Raw genomic sequence first — 17551 nt, 5'->3', positions numbered from 1 at the left:
CGAACTCCTCACGCTCTCGCTCGCCCGGTATTTCCGATGCGCCGCAACAGGTTAGACCCTGCGCACCCGGGTGGTGACCGCGGTCACCGGCGTACCCCGCCGGTTCTCCGGACGCAACCGGGCGAGCGGGACGTCGTCGCGGTCGACAAGGGTCGAATGCGGTTCGCCGGCGGCGAAGGCGTGCCGTTCGCCCCATTGGCGCAGGCTCACCACGAGGGTGAACAGGTCCTGGCCCGCCTCGGTGAGCTCGTAACGGTGACGTTTGCCGCCGGGGACCGGAGCCGTGGTGAGGATGCCGTGGTCGACGAGCGTGCGCAGCCGGTCGGTGAGGATGTTTCTGGCGATACCGAGGCGGCGCTGGAATTCGGTGAAGGCCGCGGGCCCCTCCATGGCGTCGCGCACGATCAGCAGACTCCAGCGGTCCCCCACCAGGTCGACCGCGCGCGCGACGGGACAGGTCGGGTCGGTCCACTGCTGATCCGTGGTCATCGAACTTCCTCCAATCGGTTGCGATTTGAAACCATTATGCCCTACGGTTCAAAATGGTTTCGTTTTGCTACCAATTTCGGGAGGTGTTGTGACGACGGGAGTTACGCGGTCGCAGCGAGGGCTGCTGACGCTGGTGTGCGCGGTGGCGGTGTCGACGATCTACGCGATCCAGCCCGTGCTGACCGCGGCGGGGGCCGAATTGGGCTTGGTGCGCGCGGCACTGGGCACGCTGGTCGCCGCCGGGCAGATCGGCTATTTCGCCGGGCTCGTCCTGCTGGTCCCGCTCGCGGACGTGCTGGATCGCCGGCGGCTCATCACCGGATATCTGGCGCTGACCGCCCTCGGTGCCGCCCTCACCGCCGTCGCGCCGAACGGAGTCGTCGCCGTGTTCGGGCTCGCGGTCGCGGGCTTGTTCGCGGTGGTGGTTCAGGTGACTGTCGCCTATGTGGCCGCGCGTTCGGCGGCCGAGGAGCGCGGGCGGGCCATCGGCGCGGTCACCTCCGGCGTGGTGCTCGGCATCCTCGGGGTGCGGATTCTCGCGGGCGTCCTGGGTGACTCCGTCGGCTGGCGGGCCGGGTACGCGGTACTCGCCGTGCTCTGCCTCGTACTCGCCGCGCTCGTGCACCGAACCCTCGACCCGGACCCGAGAACTCCCGGCGCACGCTATATCCAGGTGCTGGCCTCGATGGGCCGGCTGGCGCGCACGGATCGCCTGTTCCGCACCCGCGGGCTGATCTCCTTCTTCCTCTTCGCCTCCTTCGGCACGCTGTGGAGCGGGCTCGCCCTGCCGTTGGCCGCCGAACCCTGGAGCTTCGGCGCCACCCAGATCGGCCTGTTCGGCTTGGCGGGCCTGGCCGGTGCGCTGGGGGCCGCCCGGGCCGGGCGGTGGGCCGATTCCGGTCGGGCACAGGCGATCACCGGTTACGCGTTGGTACTGCTCAGCGTCTCGTGGCTGCTCATCGCCCGGACCGAGCCGAGCCTGTGGTCGCTCATCGCCGGCATCGTCCTGCTCGACTTCGCCGTCCAGGCGGTGCACGTCAGCAGCCAGCACCTGCTGACCGCGGCGCAGCCGCGGCGCGCCGGCAGCGTCATCGGCGCCTACATGGCGTTCTACTCGCTCGGCTCCGCGGCGGGCGCGCTCACCACCGCCTGGGCCTACAGCGCCCGGGGCTGGCCGGGTTCCTGCTGGGCCGGGGCCGGCTACGCCCTAGCCGCGCTCGCGGTGTGGGGACTGGACCGAGTCCGGGCGCGCTCCGGCGGCCCCGGATATGCGAGGCTTCCGAATGCGCGGAATGGAGGTAAGGATGCCCGGAGCCAGCCCGGCCACGCAGTCCGCGGCCGGAACTCGACTGAACCGGCGGGGCCGCGAAACTCGGCAGCGGCTGCTCGATATCGCCATCGAGTGCCTCGCGGCGGGGTCCGGTGAACCGCTGTCGGCGAACCGGGTGGCGCGGTCGGCCGGGGTCAGCTGGGGCACGCTGAAGCATCAGTTCGGCGATCTGGACGGGTTGTGGGCCGCGGTGCTGATCGAGCTGACCGAGCGCAGCGGCGCGAACAGCCCGGACAACTGGCCGGTGTTCAGCGGCCCGGTCCGGGAGCGGGTGCGGGCGATGGTGGACGCCATCTGGACCATCCTCGGGACACCCGAGGGCCGCGCGGTCGAGACGCTGCGCGCCGGTCTGCCCCACGATCGGGACGACCGCCTCGCGCTGTTCCCGCGCACCTCGGCGGCCATGGCGGGATACGAGGACGCCTGGCTCCGGGCCTTCGAATACTCGCTGGCGGATCTGCCCCTCGATCCGGCGAAGGTGCGGCGGACGCGGTGCCTGATCCCGCCGGCCATACGCGGCATCAATAACGAGCGCCGCCTGACCTCCGCGGCCGATCTGGCCGACGCGCTCGGCGGGCTGATCGACGCGACCACGGCTTACCTGGAGTAACTCTCATTCATTGAGAACCCTTGTTGACAATCGGCGGCGCGACGGCCGATGGTTACCCGCAGCTTTCGCACAGTTGTCAGGAGTGACCGATGTCTCAGCCCGAATCCATGCGACTACAGCGCAGCAGCCGCGACACCAGCACGCTGATGCCGCGTCTCACCGAATGGCTGAGAGCCCGGCTACCGGACGGCGCGGAACCGAGCGTCGCCCTGCGGTCCGGCATCGACAGCAACGGCATGTCGGCGGAGACCCTGGTGCTGGATCTGACCTGGACCGCAGACGGCGGCGCGCAGACCGTCGGCCTGATCGGCCGGATGACGCCCGCCCCGGGCGACTTCCCGATCCTCGAAACCTATGACCTGCCGGCACAATTCGACGCCATGCGGCTCGTGGCCGAGACCAGCGACGTCCCGGTCCCCCGGGTGCGATTCCTCGAACCGACCGGCGAGGTGCTCGGCACCCCCTTCCTGCTGATGGACCGCATCGACGGCTCGGTCCCGCCCGACGTCATGCCCTACACCTTCGGCGACAACTGGCTCTTCGACGCCACACCCGAGCAGCGACATCGCTTGCAGGACAGCACGATCGAAGCGCTGGCGCAGTTGCACGCCATCCCCGACGCGGCGGCCACCTTCGGCTTCCTGGATCCCCGGCACCCGGGTTCGAACCCGCTGGAGCGCACCCTCGAGCGCGCCCGCTCGTGGTACGAGTTCGCGGCGCGGGACAGCGGACGCTCACCGCTGGCGGAGCGAATCCTGGTGTGGCTCACCGCGAATCTGCCCGACCAGTCGAGCGGCGAGACCGTGCTGTCGTGGGGTGACGCCCGCATCGGCAACTGCATGTACCGCGACTTCCGGCCCGTCGGAGTGCTCGACTGGGAACTGGCCACCATCGGGCCCCGCGAACTCGACCTGGCCTGGCTGGTGTTCGCGCACCGCGTCTTCCAGACGATCGCCAACACCTACGGCCTGCCCGGCCTGCCGGACTTCCTGCGCGAGGAGGACGCGAAGACCGCCTACGCCGCGTACTCGGGCACGCAGGTCGGCGACCTGACCTGGTACACGCTGTTCTCCGCGCTCAACTATTGCATCGTCTTCATGCGCTCCGGCGGCCGGCAGGTCCACTTCGGGGAGATGGCGCGCCCCGACGACATCGAGATCCTCTTCCATCACAAGCCGCTCGTCGAGACGCTGCTCGCCGAGATCGGCGCCTAAACCACACCGAACCCCTTCGAGGAGAAGAACTCTCGTGATCGAGCAACTGAACGAACTGGCCTACTACTGCGTCACGCGGCACCCCGCCGATGCCCGCGTGCTGGTCCCCGAAGCCCGCACCGCCGAGGAGATCGGCCTGGGCTCATGCATGATCGGCGAGCGCATGACGGTCAAGGATTCCGCGGTGCTGTCCGGCGGCGTCGCCGGGTGCACCACGGATTTGGGGATCGCGGCGGCCGCGACGAATCACCACACCCGGCACCCGATGGTCACGGCCACCATGGGTTCGACGATGCAAGCCATGACCGAGGGCCGGTACGCGATGGCGTTCGGCCGTGGCATGGCGGCCAATTGGAAGGCGATCGGCCTGCCCGCCGTGACCGAGGCCCAGCTGCGCGACTTCGTCGGCATTCTGCGCCGGCTCTGGGCCGGGGAGACCATCATCGATCACGACGGTCCCGCGGGTTCCTGGCCGGTGCTGTACCACCAGAACGGGCTGGCGGACGCACCGCCGATCGGCTTCGTCGCGGTCGGCCCGAAAACGCTCGAACTCGCGGGCGAGATCGGCGATTTCGTCATCCTGCACACCTTCTTCTCCGACGAGGCGACCACGAAATCCGTTGCGGCGGTGCGCCGCGGGGCCGAACGCGCCGGCAAGGACCCGGACAGCGTCCGGATCTGGTCCTGCCTGGCGACCGCGAGCGACGCGCTCTCCGCGGAAGATCAGCTGCGCCGCAGAACCGGTCGTCTGGTGACCTACCTACAGGCCTACGCCGATGTGCTGATCACCGCCAACGGCTGGGATCCGCAGGTCTGGGAACGTATCCGCGGCTCCCAGCTGTTTCTCGACGCCGCCGCGGCCGGGCCGATCGATGCCTCCGCCTCCGTCGAGGTGCTCGAACAATTCGACGATCTCATCCCGGACGAGTGGCTCGCCTCGGCCGCGTACGGGACACCCGAGCAGTGCGTGCGCAAGATCTCGCGCGAACTCGATCTCGGCTGCCACTCGGTGATCATGCACGGCGCGAGCCCGCACGAACTGTCCTCGGTGGTGGACGCCTATCGCGCCAACCGCCCCGCACTGCGCCGGGCGGTGGCGGCCAACCCCGGAAAGTTCCGCTGATCAAGGGATTGCCAATCCGGGCACGAGCTCGCGTTGGCCTGGGAAACTCACATGCAGTCCGTATTCGGATACGCGATGTATGAAAGCAGGCAGGGATGACAATCTCGGCGGAAGTCGTCGTTGTCGGCGCCGGCGTCGCCGGCCTGGTCGCCGCCCGGGATCTGGTCCGCGCCGGCGTCGAGGTCGCGGTGCTGGAAGCGCGCGAGCGGGTCGGCGGGCGCTTGCTGAACGACGAACTCCCCGGGGGCGCGCCCATCGAGGTGGGCGGGCAATGGGTCGGGCCGGGCCAGGATCATGTGCTCGCGCTGCTGGACGAGCTCGGCCTGACGACGTTCCCCACCCATGTGGCGGGCCGTCATATCGCCGAAATAGGCACGCGCCGTTCGGAATACCGCGGCCGGATTCCCAAGTTGCCGCCGCTGGCCCTGGCCGACATCGCCCAGCTGCAATGGCGCCTGGACCGGATCGGCCGCCGGGTCGCGGCCACCGACCCGTGGCTGGCGGACCGGGCCGATGTGCTGGACGCCCAGACCTTCGCCACCTGGCTGGCCCGCGCCGGGCACACCGGCGGCGGCCGCTCGTTCTTCCGGGTGATCATCGAGGCCGTGTTCTCCGCGGAGCCGGAGGACCTCTCGGCCCTGTGGGTCGCGCACTACGTCGGCGCCGCGGGCGGACTCGACGCCTTGATCAACACCGCGGGCGGAGCCCAGCAGGACCGCATCGTCGGCGGTTCCCAATCCCTGGCGCTGGCGCTGGCCGCCGAACTCGGCGACCGGGTGACGCTCGGGGCCCCGGTCACCGAAATCGCCTGGGACGACGCGGGTGTGCGAGTCACCGCGGGCGCGACCACGGTGCGCGCCCGCCGTGCGGTGATCGCCGTGCCGCCCCCGCTGGCGGCGCGTATCCGCTGCACACCCGGCCTGCCCGGTGACCGCGACCAGCTCGTGCAGCGCATGCCGATGGGGCGGGTCATCAAGATCAATGTCGCCTACGACGAACCGTTCTGGCGCGGTGCGGGTTTGAGTGGGCAGGCCAACAGCGATCGGCGGCCCCTGGGCACGGTGTTCGACAACACCCCGCCCGAAGGAGCCCCGGGTGTGCTCGTCGGGTTCCTCGAAGGACGCCACGCCGACATCGGGGCCCGCATGGACCTGCCTGAACGACGCGCGCGGGTACTCGACGACCTGGCCGGCTATTTCGGGCCACCAGCCCGCAAGCCGATCGCCTACATCGAACGCGACTGGGCCGAAGAGGAATTCAGCCGCGGCTGCTACGGCGCGTTCACCACCCCCGGCACCCTGACCCGCTTCGGGCCGGCCCTGCGCGCGCCGATCGGCCCACTGCACTGGGCCGGCACCGAAACCGCCACCCGCTGGGCGGGATACATGGACGGCGCCGCCGAATCCGGCCATCGCGTCGCCCGGGAGATCACCCGGGTCGGTCAGTCGAAAGTGCAGCCGGTGACGGGCTTTCCGGCGAGCCGATCCAGCAGGTAGGGAATCACGTTGTCGAGGAAGCCGTCGATCAGCTCGGGACCGAAATGGTTGGGAATGGTGGCCCCGGGCAGGATCGGCGGGAGGTGGTTGGTCCGGAAGGTGACGGTCGCGCCGCGACCGCACCAGTCCTCGGCCATCCGTCGCACCTGGCCGTAGGGGATGGTGTCGTCGTTGACGCCGCTGGTCACCAGGACCGGGACCGCCGGGGCGCGCAGGCCGATGCGCTGGGCGTCGAGAATCGCCGCCGACTCGGGGACTTCGCGCAGATGGTCCGGGAGCGGTCGCCCGTCGACGGTGAGCGCGGTCGACCGCAGGAACGGCTGGCGCAGAATGACATCGCCGATGCACTCGCCGGCCAGGGTGTCCAAGGTCGCGCGGCCCTCCGGAGTGGTGCGCCGGTCCACTTCGGCCGACAGCGCGGGATAGCGGGCCCGGAATCCGTTGAGGGCGAACCCGATCGCACCGCCGATGAGGTTGCCGCTGTCGATCTGGCCGATCACCGCGGTGAGGTCGGCGGGCGGGGCGCCCGCCCACACGCCCTTGAGATTCAGCTCCGGGGCGTACTCCGGCTGCAGTTCGGCCGCGGCGGCGGTCGCGCCGCCGCCCTGGGAGTAGCCCCAGAACGCCAGCGGCGTAGCGGTTCCCGTGCCCGCCAGGTTCGCGGCGGCCCGGGCGGCGTCGAGGACCGCGTGCGCGGATTCCACCCGGTTGACGTAGGTGTGGATGCCCGGGGTGCCCAGGCCGATGTAGTCGGTCAGGAAAACGTTGGCGCCCAGGGCACTCCACGCCGCCAGCGCCACCGCCTCCTGGTTCGGCGAGATCGAGCGCCGGTCGAGGTCGACCACGAAACCGGTCGACACGGCGACCGACGCGGCGCACTGGTCGCCCTGACCGGTGGTGCCGGGTGCGATCACGATGGTCGGGCGCTCGCCCCCGCCCTGCCACGGGCGGGTGCCCGCGACGAAAGCGCCCGTCACCGCCGTCGGCGAACCATCTTGCAGCTGTGAGGTGTACATGACGAGCTGCCCGGGCACCGGCCACTGGCCGCGCTCACCGGGCGGGGTCGCGAAGATCGACGCCGGCTGGGTCTTGATGATCGATCCCGGCGTGGCGGCGAAATCGGCGGGCGGGTAGTAGAACGCGCTGACCGGGTCGGCGGCGGCATCGGTTGCGCCGGTGGCGATTCCGGTCGCCGCCGCGAGGCAGGCGAAGGCGGTGACGACGGCCCGGCGACGTAGGCGGGGTGCAGGCATGAGGTTTCTCCAGGTATTCGGTCAGGTCAGATCGCGGAACCGACGTCGTGGGCGACGAGGTTGTCCAGGGCGCGTTCGGCGACGGCCGCGATGGTCATGGAGGGATTGCAGGCGGCGGCGTTGCCGGGCAGCAGCGCGCCGTCGACGACGTAGAGACCGCGCTGACCGAGCACCCGGCCGTCGAGATCGCAGACGGTGCCCATGCAAGCACCCCCCAGCGGATGCCAGGTGGACGGGAACAGCTCGTTGGTGTCGGTGAGAGTGCTTGCGGCACCGGCGATTCGATGGGCCGTCGGGCCGATGAAATTGTTCTGGATGTAGGTGTCGCCGTCGGCGGGCCAGTGCAGCACCGCGTCGTCGGAGCCGGAGTCGTAGCGGTAGCTCCCGCGGCTGGCGCTGACGCCGTAGCCGACCATCATCGTGCTGTGCGTCTCGACGCCGGTCGGCGGCGTGGAGGCCTGGATCAGGGTGTGGGCGCTGTGCGGGTCGTCCCAGAGCAGGCTGCCGTAGACGACCGGACCGCCCTGTGCCACACCGAAATCGGCGGCCGGATTGGTCCAGAGGTAGATGCGGTCGGCATTGGTGCCCCAGCCCTCCCCCACGGCGTCGGGCAGATCGGGAATCTGGCCCTTGGCCGCCGCGCGCACCAGCAGGCGGGTGGTGTTGATGCTGCCCGCCGCCAGGATGAGCGCGGTGGTGGTGAGGATCTTGTTCTCGACCACCGTGCCGGTGGTGTCGATGCGGTCGACGTGCACGAGCCAGCGCCCGTCCGCGGCCCGCTCGACCGCGGTGACCTGATGCAAGGTCTCGACCCGGACCCGTCCCGTCGCCTCCGCCTGCGCGATGTAGGTGACATCGACCGAGTGCTTGCCGCCGTTGTTGACGCCGAGGGCGCCGTCACCGTTGGTGTAGGAGGCCTTCATTTCGCCCCGGAGTTCGGCGAGCGCGAAGTCCCAGTCGATCGGCATGGGGATCTTGGTCAGCGGCAGTCCGGCCCGGCGCACGTGCTCGGCGAAGATCCGCGGTGCGGCGTAGGTGGGGCTGTCGATGAGCTCGTCGGGCGCGACGGCGAGGCCGAGCATGCGCTCCACCCGCCGGTAGTGCACCCGGTCCATGGTCGCCCAGTCCAGCTCCGGCGGCAGGTGCGCGTTGAAGACCGCTTCCGCGGGTTGCAGCGACATGCCCTGGTAGATCAGGGATCCGCCGCCGACGCCCGCCGCGCACAGCGCGGTCATGTTCACCCCGGGCACGGCGTCGATCAGGCCGGTGTAGCGCTCGACGTCGAGGGTCTTGCCGAACGGGCTGCGCATCGAGTCGTGCCAGAGCATGCGCCGGTCCGGCGCGGTCGGGTGCGGAAAGGTGTCCGCGCCGGGGCCGGTCGGCCAGCGGATCCCGCGCTCCAGCACGGTGACCGGAACGCCGGCCTGGGCCAGGCGCAGCGCGGCCACGCCGCCACCGAACCCGGAGCCGACGACCACGACGCGATGTTCCTCGCGGGTGAGCGGAACCGAGCGCCGGGAGGGTGCGGGCGTGGCCCGCGCGACCGGCGGGCCCAGGAGCATCGCTCCGGCCGCCGCCGCTCCGGTCAGCAGTGACCGGCGCGTCAGAGATGGCATCAAGAACTCTCGAATCGTCCAGACGAGGCGAGTAACACGGTTACTCGAATAACGGCGTTACTGTAGCGGGGTGAGCAGGGAGACGGAAGAGGCTCTGAGAAACCGCATCGTCGAGGTGGTGCGCGCACAGCTGGAAACCGAGGGCTACGACGCCGTCCAGCTGCGCGGAGTCGCACGTCAGGCCCGGGTCTCGCTGACCACGATCTACAAGCACTTCCCCACCCGCGACGAGCTGATCGTGGCCGCCCTGCAACAGTGGATGGCCGAAAACGCCTATGTCGCCATCGAATACCCGCCGCCGGGCGAGACGATCTACGACGGGCTGATGCGCGTCATCCGGCATGTGTTCGAACCGTGGGAGCGGCATCCGTTGATGCTGCGGGCCTACCATCGCGCGCGCACCGGGCCCGGCGCCGAGCGGCTGGACAACCAGGGGCTGGACGCCGTGCTGCCGGTGGTCGGGGCGGTGCTCGCCGGGGCCGAGCAGACCTACCTGCTCGACATCGCCACCATCGCGTCCAACATGGTGTTCGCGCTGCTCGCGCAATGCGCCGACGGCACGCTCGAGGTCGCCCAGGCGGTGCCGTTGATCGAGCGTGCCGTCTACCGCCTGACCTCCGACAATGTCGCCGACGCGGCCGCGGCCGTCGCCCGGCGCGAAGCCGGCGAGGCGGTCGCGACACCCCTCAGCCCGGAGATCGCCGCGCCGTACCGGCGCGCCTAGAACACGAAGCGGCGCAACGCCAGGAAGCGCAGTCCGCCGACCACCGCCATCACGACCAGGATCGCGCCCGCCTGCGTGAATTCATCGAGGCCCGGGGCCAAGCATTCGAGACCGGCGAGCGCGGCCGTGCTCACCAGCAGGCCGAGCAGCGCGAGCCCGCCGCCTTCGACCTGTGCGCTGAGCCAGGTGACCCGCCCGGCCGCCCGGAAGGTGAGGTGCCGGTGCAGTTCGTTCGCGATCACCGTGCTGAGAATGGAGCCGGCGAGATTGGCGAGCATCGGGCCGACCGTGTGCAGGGCCGTGAACAGCACGACGTAGGCGATATTGCTGGCGCCGCCGACCAGCGCGAAGCGGATCAGCTGGGCCAGGACGTGCTCGCCGCGCAGGAACAGCGCCGCCCGGGCGATCCCGTCGGTGCGCGGCATCGAGAAGGAACCGGCGATGCCCTCGAATCCGGGCGCTGCGATTGCTGTGCTGTTCACACCGATACTGTCGCGAGCCGCGCTTACACCGCTCTGACACTGCGCTGACACGAGAGCTGACACGCGCCACTCGCCGATTACCGCTGCGAACGAGCGTCTGAGTCGCTAGGGTCCGAACAGCCCGCAACAAGTGCCTGAACCGCGCCGGGACACGTGCCCGGAGCCGACAGGACCCGACCACATATCGACGGAGCGACGCCATGATCGAACACCCGGAGCACCCGGAAGCCCAGCCGCCGTCGCGGGGGAACCGGGTGGCCCTAACGGTCCTCGCGGTGCTCATCGTGGCCGCGCTGGTGACCGCGGCGATGTCGGTCGGCTAGCCGCCACGCTTGGATGACGATCGGCTGGGTATCGACCCGGCATGGCGATCGCGCTGAAGCGGGCGGTAACCACCCCGCTGCTGTACTTCTTCATTCTCGGCGACATTCTCGGCGCCGGGGTATACGTCTTGATCGGATCGATCGCCGGGGAATCCGGCGGGGCGGTATGGCTGCCTCTGCTGGTCGCGCTCGGGCTGGCCACGCTCACCGCCGGCGCCTATGCCGAATTGGCGACGAAGTACCCGCGCGCGGGCGGCTCGGCACACTATGTGACCACCGCGTTCGGGCCCGCCGCCGGATCGTTCGTCGGCTTCTGCATGCTGGCCGCCGGCGTGGTGTCGGTGGGCGCGCTGGCCCGCGGGTTCGCCGGGGACTATCTCCAGGCGCTGGTCACGCTGCCGACGCTGGTCGTCGTCGTGGTCTTCCTGGTCCTGCTGGCCGCGCTCAATATTCGCGGCATCAAGGAATCGCTCGGGGCCAATGTGGTGGCCACGCTGATCGAGGTCGGCGGCCTGGTCCTGATCATCGGGCTCGGGGCCTGGGTGATGCTGCGGGGCGACGCGGATCTCGGGCGGCTGACCCAGGTGGGCACCGCCGAGCACGGTGCGGTCGGCGCGGTGCTGGCGGGAACGGTTTTGGCGTTCTACTCCTTCGTCGGCTTCGAGACCTCGGTGAATCTGGCCGAGGAGGTGAAAGATCCGCGGCGGTCCTATCCCCGGGCACTGTTCGGGGCGGTGCTCACCGCCGGTGTGGTGTACATGCTGATCGGCGTGGTGGCCAGTGCGGCCGTGCCCACCGACGTGCTGAGCGGATCGAGTGGGCCGCTGCTGGAAGTGGTGCACGTCGCCGGCGGCATGCCCGACTGGCTGTTCAGCGTGATCGCCCTGGTGGCGGTGGCCAACGGCGCGCTGCTCACCGGCATCATGTCCTCGCGGCTGGCGTACGGAATGGCCAACGATGGACTGCTGCCGGCCGCGCTCGCCCGGATTCTGCCGCGCCGACGCACGCCCTGGGTCGCGGTTCTGGTGACCTCGGCGGTGTCGTTGCTGCTCGCCCTCACCGGTGAAGTCGATTCGCTCGCGGCCACTTTGGTGTTGCTGCTGCTGTTCGTCTTCGCGAGCGTCAACGCGTCCGTGCTCGTCCTGCGCCGGGAAACAGGCGAACCCGGCCACTTCCGGATTCCCACGATCATCCCCTGGCTCGGCCTGGCCTCCTGCCTGTTCCTGTTCACCCGCATCGAGGGCGAGGTCTGGGTGCGCGGCCTGATCCTGGTCGCGCTGGGTGTCGTGCTCGCGGTCGTGAACGGGGTGCGCGCCCGCCGGGACGGTGCCGAAAAGTCCGGAGAACCACTATCGAGGAGGAATCTCATGTCGGAGAAAAAGGATTCGCACGACGAGGACAGCAACGAGCCGAAGGGCGGACGGCCGGGCCCCACCGATCAGGGTCGACAGGGTGGGATGGCCACCCGGGAAGTCGCGCCCGAGCTGACCGAACCCGAGGGGGCGCAAGAACCGCCGGACCGGCGCTAGATCGTCTTCGCTACCGCGTCCCGGAAGTGCTCGGCCAAGTCGAGCGCTGCCGCCTCTTCGGGTGTGCACCAGGCATGATCGTCGTGCTCCTCGGGGTTGAGCAGGACTGGGGCACTGCCGCTTTCGGACCCGTCGAACACCCGCGCGTGAATGCGTAGTGGGCGTCCCGCGACGTCCATCCAAGAGTGCGCCGAACGCTCGGCGGTGATCTCGATGCGCAATCCGGTCTCCTCCGCCACCTCGCGGATCGCGGCCTGCTCCGGCGCCTCGCCCGGTTCGATCCCGCCGCCGGGTAGCTCCCAGCGGCCCGCCAGGAACACGCCGGGTGCGCGGCGGAGCAGCAGGACCGCGCCGGCGCGTTCGATCCGGCAGTACACCAAGTGCTTCTCGCTCATCGGACGATCATGCTCGGCGGGCCCGCGAATCGCCCAGCCGACGGTCTGACCTGCATGATCGGGCCAGGGCAGGTCCTATCCTGGTCCCGGTCCGCAGTAGTTCTACAGCGAAAGCAGGTAGATCGTGACCACCCTCGCCGACATGCTCGTGCGCGACCTGGTCGCCCTCGGCGTCTCCCGGATCTACGGGATCGTCGGCGACAGTCTCAATCCCATCGTGGACGCGGTCCGCCGCGCCGAAGGGATCGAATGGGTGCACGTGCGGCACGAGGAGGCGGCGGCGTTCGCGGCGGCCGCCGAGGCACAGCTCACCGGGAAGCTCGCGGTGTGCGCGGGCAGTTGCGGGCCCGGCAACCTGCACCTGATCAACGGACTGTACGACGCGCACCGCACGGGTGCGCCGGTGCTGGCGATCGCCTCGCACCTGCCGCTGACGCAGATCGGCACGGGCTTCTTCCAGGAGACGCACCCGCAGCAGCTGTTCACCGAGTGCAGTCACTACAGCGAGCTCATCTCCGCGCCCGAACAACTACCCCGCTTGCTACGCATCGCCGTGCAGACCGCGCTCGGCGCGGGCGGAGTCTCGGTCCTGACCATCCCCGGCGACGTCAGCTCGCAGGACGCCCCGGCGCCGCAGGCCGAAGCCACACATCTGGCCGAGCGCTCACCGGTGGTGCCGAGCGCCGACCGGATCGACGAGCTGGTCCGGATCCTGGACAACGCCGGGAAGGTCATGCTGTTCTGCGGCGACGGGGTGCGCGACGCGCACGGCGAGGTGATGGCCCTGGCGACGGCGCTGTCCGCGCCGGTCGGTCACAGCCTGCGCGGCAAGCAGTGGATCCAGTACGACAATCCCTTCGACGTCGGCATGAGCGGCCTGCTCGGGTACGGCGCGTGCTACGAGGCGATGCACGACGCGGACTGTGTCGTGTTGCTGGGCACCGACTTTCCCTACGACACCTTCCTGCCGCAGCAGCACACCGTGCAGATCGATCACGACCTGACCCGATTCGGCCGGCGCACCCCGCTGGAGCTCGCCGTGCACGGCGACGTGAAAGAGACCATCGCGCTGCTGCTCGAACGCCTTCGCCCGCGCACGGACCGGTCCTTCCTGGACAAGATGCTGCGGCGGCACGCCAAACTGCTGGACAAGGTGGTCGAGGCCTACACCGGCAATATCGCCGACCGGACACCCATCCACCCGGAATACGCGGCCGCGCTGCTGGACGCGCGAGCCGCCGACGACGCGGTGTTCACCGTCGACACCGGTATGGGAAATGTCTGGGCCGCACGGTATCTCACGCCCAACGGCCAGCGGCGGGTGATCGGCTCGTTCCTGCACGGGAGCATGGCCAACGCGCTCCCCCATGCGATCGGCGCGCAGTTCGCCTACCCCGGGCGGCAGGTGATCGCGATCTGCGGCGACGGCGGGTTGAGCATGCTGCTCGGGGAGCTACTGACGCTGCGGCTGTACGACATTCCGGTCAAGGTCGTGGTTTTCAACAACGCGAGCCTGGGCATGGTGAAGCTCGAAATGATGGTCGACGGGTATCCGTCGTTCGGGACCGACCATCCCGCCGTCGATTTCACCAGCATCGCCCAAGCCTGCGGGCTGCCCGCGCTGCGGGTCGAGAACCCCGCAGGCATCGACGACGCCCTGCGCGCCACCTTCGCGACACCCGGTCCCGCGGTGCTGGAGATCATCACCGACCCCAACGCGCTGTCCATTCCGCCCAAGATCACGGGCGAGATGCTGAAGGGGTTCGCCCTGAGTGCCGGGCGGACCGTGCTCGGGGGTGGGGTCGGGACGATGCTCGAGTTGGCGCGCAGCAATATTCGCAATATCCCCCGGCCCTGAGCCCGGCTCAGTCCCGCCAGGTGTAGCTGCCCTTCTTCGGCGGCACGAATCCTGGTGGCCACTGGGTCGTCTCGTCGTAGTAGCAGTTTCGGAACACGACACGGTCGAGCTTCGCCGAGAAGCGGTTGTCCGCCACCGGGAGGTAGTAACTCCACCCCGCGTCGACGCTGTCGCCCGTGGCGTCGGGGCCGACGAAAGTGGCCTCGGCGAAGTTCACGAGGGAGAGGGCGGCGCCCGTCAGATCCGCGGCGCCCAGGCGGGCGGCGCGGAAATTCGTATTGGCCGAACGGGAGTCGCGCAGATCCGCGCCGATCAGTAGCGCCGAGGTGAGATCGACGTCGTTCAGGATCGCGCCCCGCAGGTTCGCGGAACGAAGGTCTACCCCGCTCAGACACGCACCTGACAAATCGATCTTCAGGGTGTCCGATGTGCGGCGGCCGATCACCGTCGCGGCGGCTTGGATATCGGCCGCGGGGAACAGCGCGCACTCCTTGGCGACCGGGGCATGCGTCCGCACGAACGAGCCCAGCACCTCGAAGACCGTCGACCGGTAGGCATCCGAATCGCGAGCGATCCCTTCCAGGGTGTAGATCCCGCCCAGCCGCACATCGACGCTCTCGGTGCCGAGCTGCTCGATCGCCTTGGCGAACCTGCTGGTGACCTCGGCCCGATCCGCGATCGCGATCTGCCTACTCGTCGCCTCGAACGAACCGGCCGTAAACCACAGCCCGATAAGCACACCCACCGCCGTCGCGATCGACGCCAGCTTCAGCCACCCCTCCCAGCCCAGCACCGCCACGGCCCGCCCCCGCGCCCGCCGCCCCCAACCAGCCTCCACCGGCCGCATACTACGAACCCGCCCCGGCCGCCGCTGCGCCCCGACCGGCACCCGCCGCCGCAATTGCCCTGTGCGGTCAGGGATTTGACGATCAGCTGCTTGCGGCCTACGTAACGAACTCACCCCATAATTATCTCGCACCCCACCGACAGAAATGCGATCCTCGACCCCCATGAACGACCACCACGCCGCCACCCTCCGCAGCATGGCCGGCCTGGCCACCCCCATGGCCATACGCGTCGCGGTAACCCTCGGCCTACCGGATCGATTGCGTGGCAACGGCGCGACTACCGAGCAGGTCGCCGCCGAGCTCGAGCTGTCGGCGACCGCCCTCGAACTCCTCCTCGGCCACCTGACGATGCTGGATATCCTCGAGCGTGCGGACAACCTTTACCGCACCACCGTTTTCGGCTCGGCACTGTGCGGCGACGCCGGGAACGGCCTGACCAACTTCCTGCACCTCGACCTCGCCGGCGGCCGCGCCGAACTGGCCTTCACCGAACTCCTGCACAGCGTCACCACCGGCACGGCAGGCTATGCGCGGCGCTACGGCCAAGACTTCTGGGCCGATCTCACCCGAAACCCGCACCTGCGCGCGTCTTTCGACCAGCAGATGACCGATCGATTCCGCGACCAGATCCCCCGGATCGTCGCCGCCTACGACTGGAGTCGCTACTCCACCCTCGTCGATGTCGGCGGCGGCCACGGCACCCTGCTCGCCGCTGTCCTCACCGCCAATCCCGGCCTCCGTGGTCATCTGATCGACCTGGACCCCACCGCCTCCGAAGCCCGCCACACGTTCGCCGCGCACGGTGTGGCCGACCGCGTCCAGGTCACCGCCGCCAGCTTCTTCGACCCGATTCCCGAAGGCGCACAGGCCTATTTGCTCTGCGACATCCTGCACGACTGGAACGACGCCCACGCCCACCTGATCCTCGCGCGCTGCGTCCGAGCCCTGCCTCCGACCGGCCGTCTCTTGATCATCGAGCCCGTCGGCGGCCGCCACGCCGGCACCGAATTCGATCTCGCCATGCTCGTCATCTTCGGCGGCCGTGAACGCCGTCTCGACGAATTCCGCGCCCTCACCGCACCCCACGGTCTGACCCTGGAATCCGTGACCGACCTGACCGAGCAGCGTTGCCTTCTCGAGTTCCGCCGGATGCCCGGTGACTAGGCAGAACGGCTATGGAACCGGGTGGTGGACGGGTGCGTCCAATTGCTTGTGACTGCACAGCATCTCGAGATCGACGCGTTCATCCGGGAACGGATCTCGGAGGACGAAGTGGCCGCGCTGGGCATCGCCGGAGGGCCGGAGCGGGCGCGGGGATTGCGCGAAATCATCAGCAAGCGGCATATTTTGGTGTTCGCGCTGTGGCACGGCGGGTTGCTGGGGGATTCGATGTTGCGGTTTCTCGCGCATGTCTGGGCGGATCACGCGGACTTCGCCGATGAGTGGACGCTATGAAAAACGGCGACCCGCGTGGACGCGGGTCGCCGTTTCACAAGGAGCTGGAGATCAGTAATCGATGCGGTCGGTCTTGGCCAGCCACGCGTCGAAAGGCGCGTTGCGGTTCGGCAGGTCCAACTGCTCGACGCGGGTCGGCCAGTTCGACTTGGGCTTGAGTTCGAACAGGTCGTAGAACTTGAGGTCGTCGAAGCCGGCTACCGCGGCGTCGTGCCGGTCCGCGGAGTAGATGATGCGGTCGACGCGCGCCCACAGCGCGGAGGACAGGCACATCGGGCACGGCTCACACGAGGTGACCAGTACACAGCCCTCGAGGGAGAAGGTGTTCAGCTCCTTGCAGGCGGCGCGCATCGCGCTGACCTCGCCGTGCGCGGTCGGGTCCAGGGTCGAGGTGACCTGGTTGTGCCCGATCGCGACCACCTCGGACCCCTTGGCGACCAAGGCGCCGAAGGGGCCGCCCCCGTTGGCCACGCTGGTGGTGGCCAACCTGATCGCCTCGTCCATCCAGGCGCGCTCCAGCTCCTGGATGCTGGTCTCTCGAGTAGCGGTCACGGTCACTCCATTCGGATACGGTGCGAGCCTTCGCGTCGAACGCGTCCGCCCTCATCGGCAACTTGTGACGAGAAGTACACAGGCAAACCGCCGAACTCAGCTAGGGGTGGAAGACATGAAGACGTTACTGGCCGGGGTCCACCTTTTCGTAGGCTTAGACAAGAGCCATCCAGGGTTAACCGAGAGAAACATCGTCGTCATATCTATTGGTGCGAAAAGCCTAGTCGCAGGCATATTGAGAGTTACCGTTCGGA

At 69.2% G+C, this 17551-nt stretch carries 18 protein-coding genes; 11 read left to right on the top strand and 7 right to left on the bottom strand.

Translation table 11 applies throughout. The features are described from left to right. Positions 1 to 51: 51 nt before the first annotated feature. Positions 52 to 489: a helix-turn-helix domain-containing protein gene (locus tag AB0H76_RS10800; protein ID WP_357320773.1), complete on the bottom strand. Its 438-nt coding sequence runs from the start codon at positions 487 to 489 to the stop codon at positions 52 to 54. An 88-nt stretch (positions 490 to 577) separates the two neighbouring features. Here AB0H76_RS10800 and AB0H76_RS10795 point away from each other — a divergent pair, with 88 nt between their 5' ends. The 5 genes from AB0H76_RS10795 (at position 578) to AB0H76_RS10775 (ending at position 6262) form a co-directional block, all read left to right on the top strand. Beyond that, the gene (locus AB0H76_RS10795; protein ID WP_357320770.1) at positions 578 to 1915 is read left to right on the top strand and encodes an MFS transporter; all 1338 of its coding nucleotides are present in this window, start codon (positions 578 to 580) and stop codon (positions 1913 to 1915) included. Next, a complete protein-coding gene (locus tag AB0H76_RS10790) occupies positions 1839 to 2429 on the top strand; it encodes a TetR/AcrR family transcriptional regulator (protein ID WP_357326079.1) in 591 nt (196 codons plus the stop codon). Before AB0H76_RS10795 ends, AB0H76_RS10790 begins: the two co-directional genes overlap by 77 nt. Before the next feature lie 89 nt (positions 2430 to 2518). Next, positions 2519 to 3643, top strand: a complete 1125-nt coding sequence (locus tag AB0H76_RS10785; protein WP_357320768.1) for a phosphotransferase family protein — start codon at positions 2519 to 2521, stop codon at positions 3641 to 3643. Positions 3644 to 3680: 37 nt separating this feature from the next. Further along, a complete protein-coding gene (locus AB0H76_RS10780; protein WP_357326076.1) occupies positions 3681 to 4766 on the top strand; it encodes a TIGR03857 family LLM class F420-dependent oxidoreductase in 1086 nt (361 codons plus the stop codon). Positions 4767 to 4861: 95 nt separating this feature from the next. Continuing rightward, positions 4862 to 6262 (top strand): FAD-dependent oxidoreductase, encoded by a 1401-nt coding sequence (locus tag AB0H76_RS10775; RefSeq protein WP_357320765.1) that lies wholly within the window; start codon positions 4862 to 4864, stop codon positions 6260 to 6262. Here the strand turns inward: AB0H76_RS10775 and AB0H76_RS10770 are convergent. Further along, on the bottom strand, positions 6208 to 7515 hold the full coding sequence (locus AB0H76_RS10770) for a lipase family protein (RefSeq protein ID WP_357320762.1): 1308 nt from the start codon (positions 7513 to 7515) through the stop codon (positions 6208 to 6210). The genes AB0H76_RS10775 and AB0H76_RS10770 overlap by 55 nt on opposite strands. A 26-nt stretch (positions 7516 to 7541) precedes the next feature. After that, positions 7542 to 9131, bottom strand: coding sequence for a GMC oxidoreductase (locus tag AB0H76_RS10765; protein ID WP_357320759.1), 1590 nt, complete (start codon positions 9129 to 9131; stop codon positions 7542 to 7544). A 70-nt stretch (positions 9132 to 9201) separates the two neighbouring features. Here AB0H76_RS10765 and AB0H76_RS10760 point away from each other — a divergent pair, with 70 nt between their 5' ends. After that, positions 9202 to 9855 carry a TetR family transcriptional regulator gene (locus AB0H76_RS10760; protein ID WP_357320756.1) on the top strand — a complete coding sequence of 218 codons (654 nt, stop codon included), beginning with the start codon at positions 9202 to 9204 and terminating at the stop codon, positions 9853 to 9855. On the opposite strand, the gene AB0H76_RS10755 is transcribed toward AB0H76_RS10760, so the two are convergent. Continuing rightward, a complete protein-coding gene (locus tag AB0H76_RS10755; protein ID WP_357320753.1) occupies positions 9852 to 10337 on the bottom strand; it encodes a GtrA family protein in 486 nt (161 codons plus the stop codon). The genes AB0H76_RS10760 and AB0H76_RS10755 overlap by 4 nt on opposite strands. A gap of 200 nt (positions 10338 to 10537) precedes the next feature. On the opposite strand from AB0H76_RS10755, the gene AB0H76_RS10750 reads away from it, so the two are divergent. After that, the gene (locus AB0H76_RS10750) at positions 10538 to 10660 is read left to right on the top strand and encodes a hypothetical protein (protein WP_357320751.1); all 123 of its coding nucleotides are present in this window, start codon (positions 10538 to 10540) and stop codon (positions 10658 to 10660) included. A 41-nt stretch (positions 10661 to 10701) separates the two neighbouring features. Then, complete coding sequence (locus tag AB0H76_RS10745) at positions 10702 to 12189, top strand: APC family permease (protein ID WP_357320748.1); 1488 nt, start codon at positions 10702 to 10704, stop codon at positions 12187 to 12189. On the opposite strand, the gene AB0H76_RS10740 is transcribed toward AB0H76_RS10745, so the two are convergent. After that, positions 12186 to 12584, bottom strand: a complete 399-nt coding sequence (locus tag AB0H76_RS10740; RefSeq protein WP_357320745.1) for an NUDIX hydrolase — start codon at positions 12582 to 12584, stop codon at positions 12186 to 12188. The genes AB0H76_RS10745 and AB0H76_RS10740 overlap by 4 nt on opposite strands. Positions 12585 to 12705: 121 nt before the next feature. On the opposite strand from AB0H76_RS10740, the gene AB0H76_RS10735 reads away from it, so the two are divergent. After that, the gene (locus AB0H76_RS10735) at positions 12706 to 14442 is read left to right on the top strand and encodes a pyruvate dehydrogenase (protein ID WP_357326073.1); all 1737 of its coding nucleotides are present in this window, start codon (positions 12706 to 12708) and stop codon (positions 14440 to 14442) included. A gap of 7 nt (positions 14443 to 14449) precedes the next feature. Here the strand turns inward: AB0H76_RS10735 and AB0H76_RS10730 are convergent, their stop codons facing one another. Beyond that, on the bottom strand, positions 14450 to 15280 hold the full coding sequence (locus tag AB0H76_RS10730) for a pentapeptide repeat-containing protein (protein ID WP_357320743.1): 831 nt from the start codon (positions 15278 to 15280) through the stop codon (positions 14450 to 14452). Positions 15281 to 15452: 172 nt separating this feature from the next. Here AB0H76_RS10730 and AB0H76_RS10725 point away from each other — a divergent pair, with 172 nt between their 5' ends. Continuing rightward, on the top strand, positions 15453 to 16454 hold the full coding sequence (locus tag AB0H76_RS10725) for a methyltransferase (protein ID WP_357320740.1): 1002 nt from the start codon (positions 15453 to 15455) through the stop codon (positions 16452 to 16454). A 24-nt stretch (positions 16455 to 16478) separates the two neighbouring features. After that, on the top strand, positions 16479 to 16745 hold the full coding sequence (locus tag AB0H76_RS10720; RefSeq protein WP_357320737.1) for a hypothetical protein: 267 nt from the start codon (positions 16479 to 16481) through the stop codon (positions 16743 to 16745). 51 nt (positions 16746 to 16796) lie between these two features. Here the strand turns inward: AB0H76_RS10720 and AB0H76_RS10715 are convergent, their stop codons facing one another. Continuing rightward, positions 16797 to 17297, bottom strand: coding sequence for a nucleoside deaminase (locus AB0H76_RS10715; RefSeq protein ID WP_357320734.1), 501 nt, complete (start codon positions 17295 to 17297; stop codon positions 16797 to 16799). Positions 17298 to 17551: the final 254 nt, after the last annotated feature.

The organism is Nocardia sp. NPDC050712 (assembly GCF_040654295.1).
GTDB lineage: Bacteria > Actinomycetota > Actinomycetes > Mycobacteriales > Mycobacteriaceae > Nocardia.
Note: the sequence above shows the minus strand (reverse complement) of the source record. Positions and strands in the feature narration are given on the sequence as shown.

What these genes read in the sequence shown, in the direction of transcription:
- AB0H76_RS10765 (WP_357320759.1), bottom strand. Translation starts at nt 9,131, where the DNA reads ATGCCATCTCTGACGCGCCGGTCACTGCTGACCGGAGCGGCGGCGGCC.
- AB0H76_RS10800 (WP_357320773.1), bottom strand. Translation starts at nt 489, where the DNA reads ATGACCACGGATCAGCAGTGGACCGACCCGACCTGTCCCGTCGCGCGC.
- AB0H76_RS10785 (WP_357320768.1), top strand. Translation starts at nt 2,519, where the DNA reads ATGTCTCAGCCCGAATCCATGCGACTACAGCGCAGCAGCCGCGACACC.
- AB0H76_RS10750 (WP_357320751.1), top strand. Translation starts at nt 10,538, where the DNA reads ATGATCGAACACCCGGAGCACCCGGAAGCCCAGCCGCCGTCGCGGGGG.
- AB0H76_RS10725 (WP_357320740.1), top strand. Translation starts at nt 15,453, where the DNA reads ATGAACGACCACCACGCCGCCACCCTCCGCAGCATGGCCGGCCTGGCC.
- AB0H76_RS10745 (WP_357320748.1), top strand. Translation starts at nt 10,702, where the DNA reads ATGGCGATCGCGCTGAAGCGGGCGGTAACCACCCCGCTGCTGTACTTC.
- AB0H76_RS10740 (WP_357320745.1), bottom strand. Translation starts at nt 12,584, where the DNA reads ATGAGCGAGAAGCACTTGGTGTACTGCCGGATCGAACGCGCCGGCGCG.
- AB0H76_RS10775 (WP_357320765.1), top strand. Translation starts at nt 4,862, where the DNA reads ATGACAATCTCGGCGGAAGTCGTCGTTGTCGGCGCCGGCGTCGCCGGC.
- AB0H76_RS10770 (WP_357320762.1), bottom strand. Translation starts at nt 7,515, where the DNA reads ATGCCTGCACCCCGCCTACGTCGCCGGGCCGTCGTCACCGCCTTCGCC.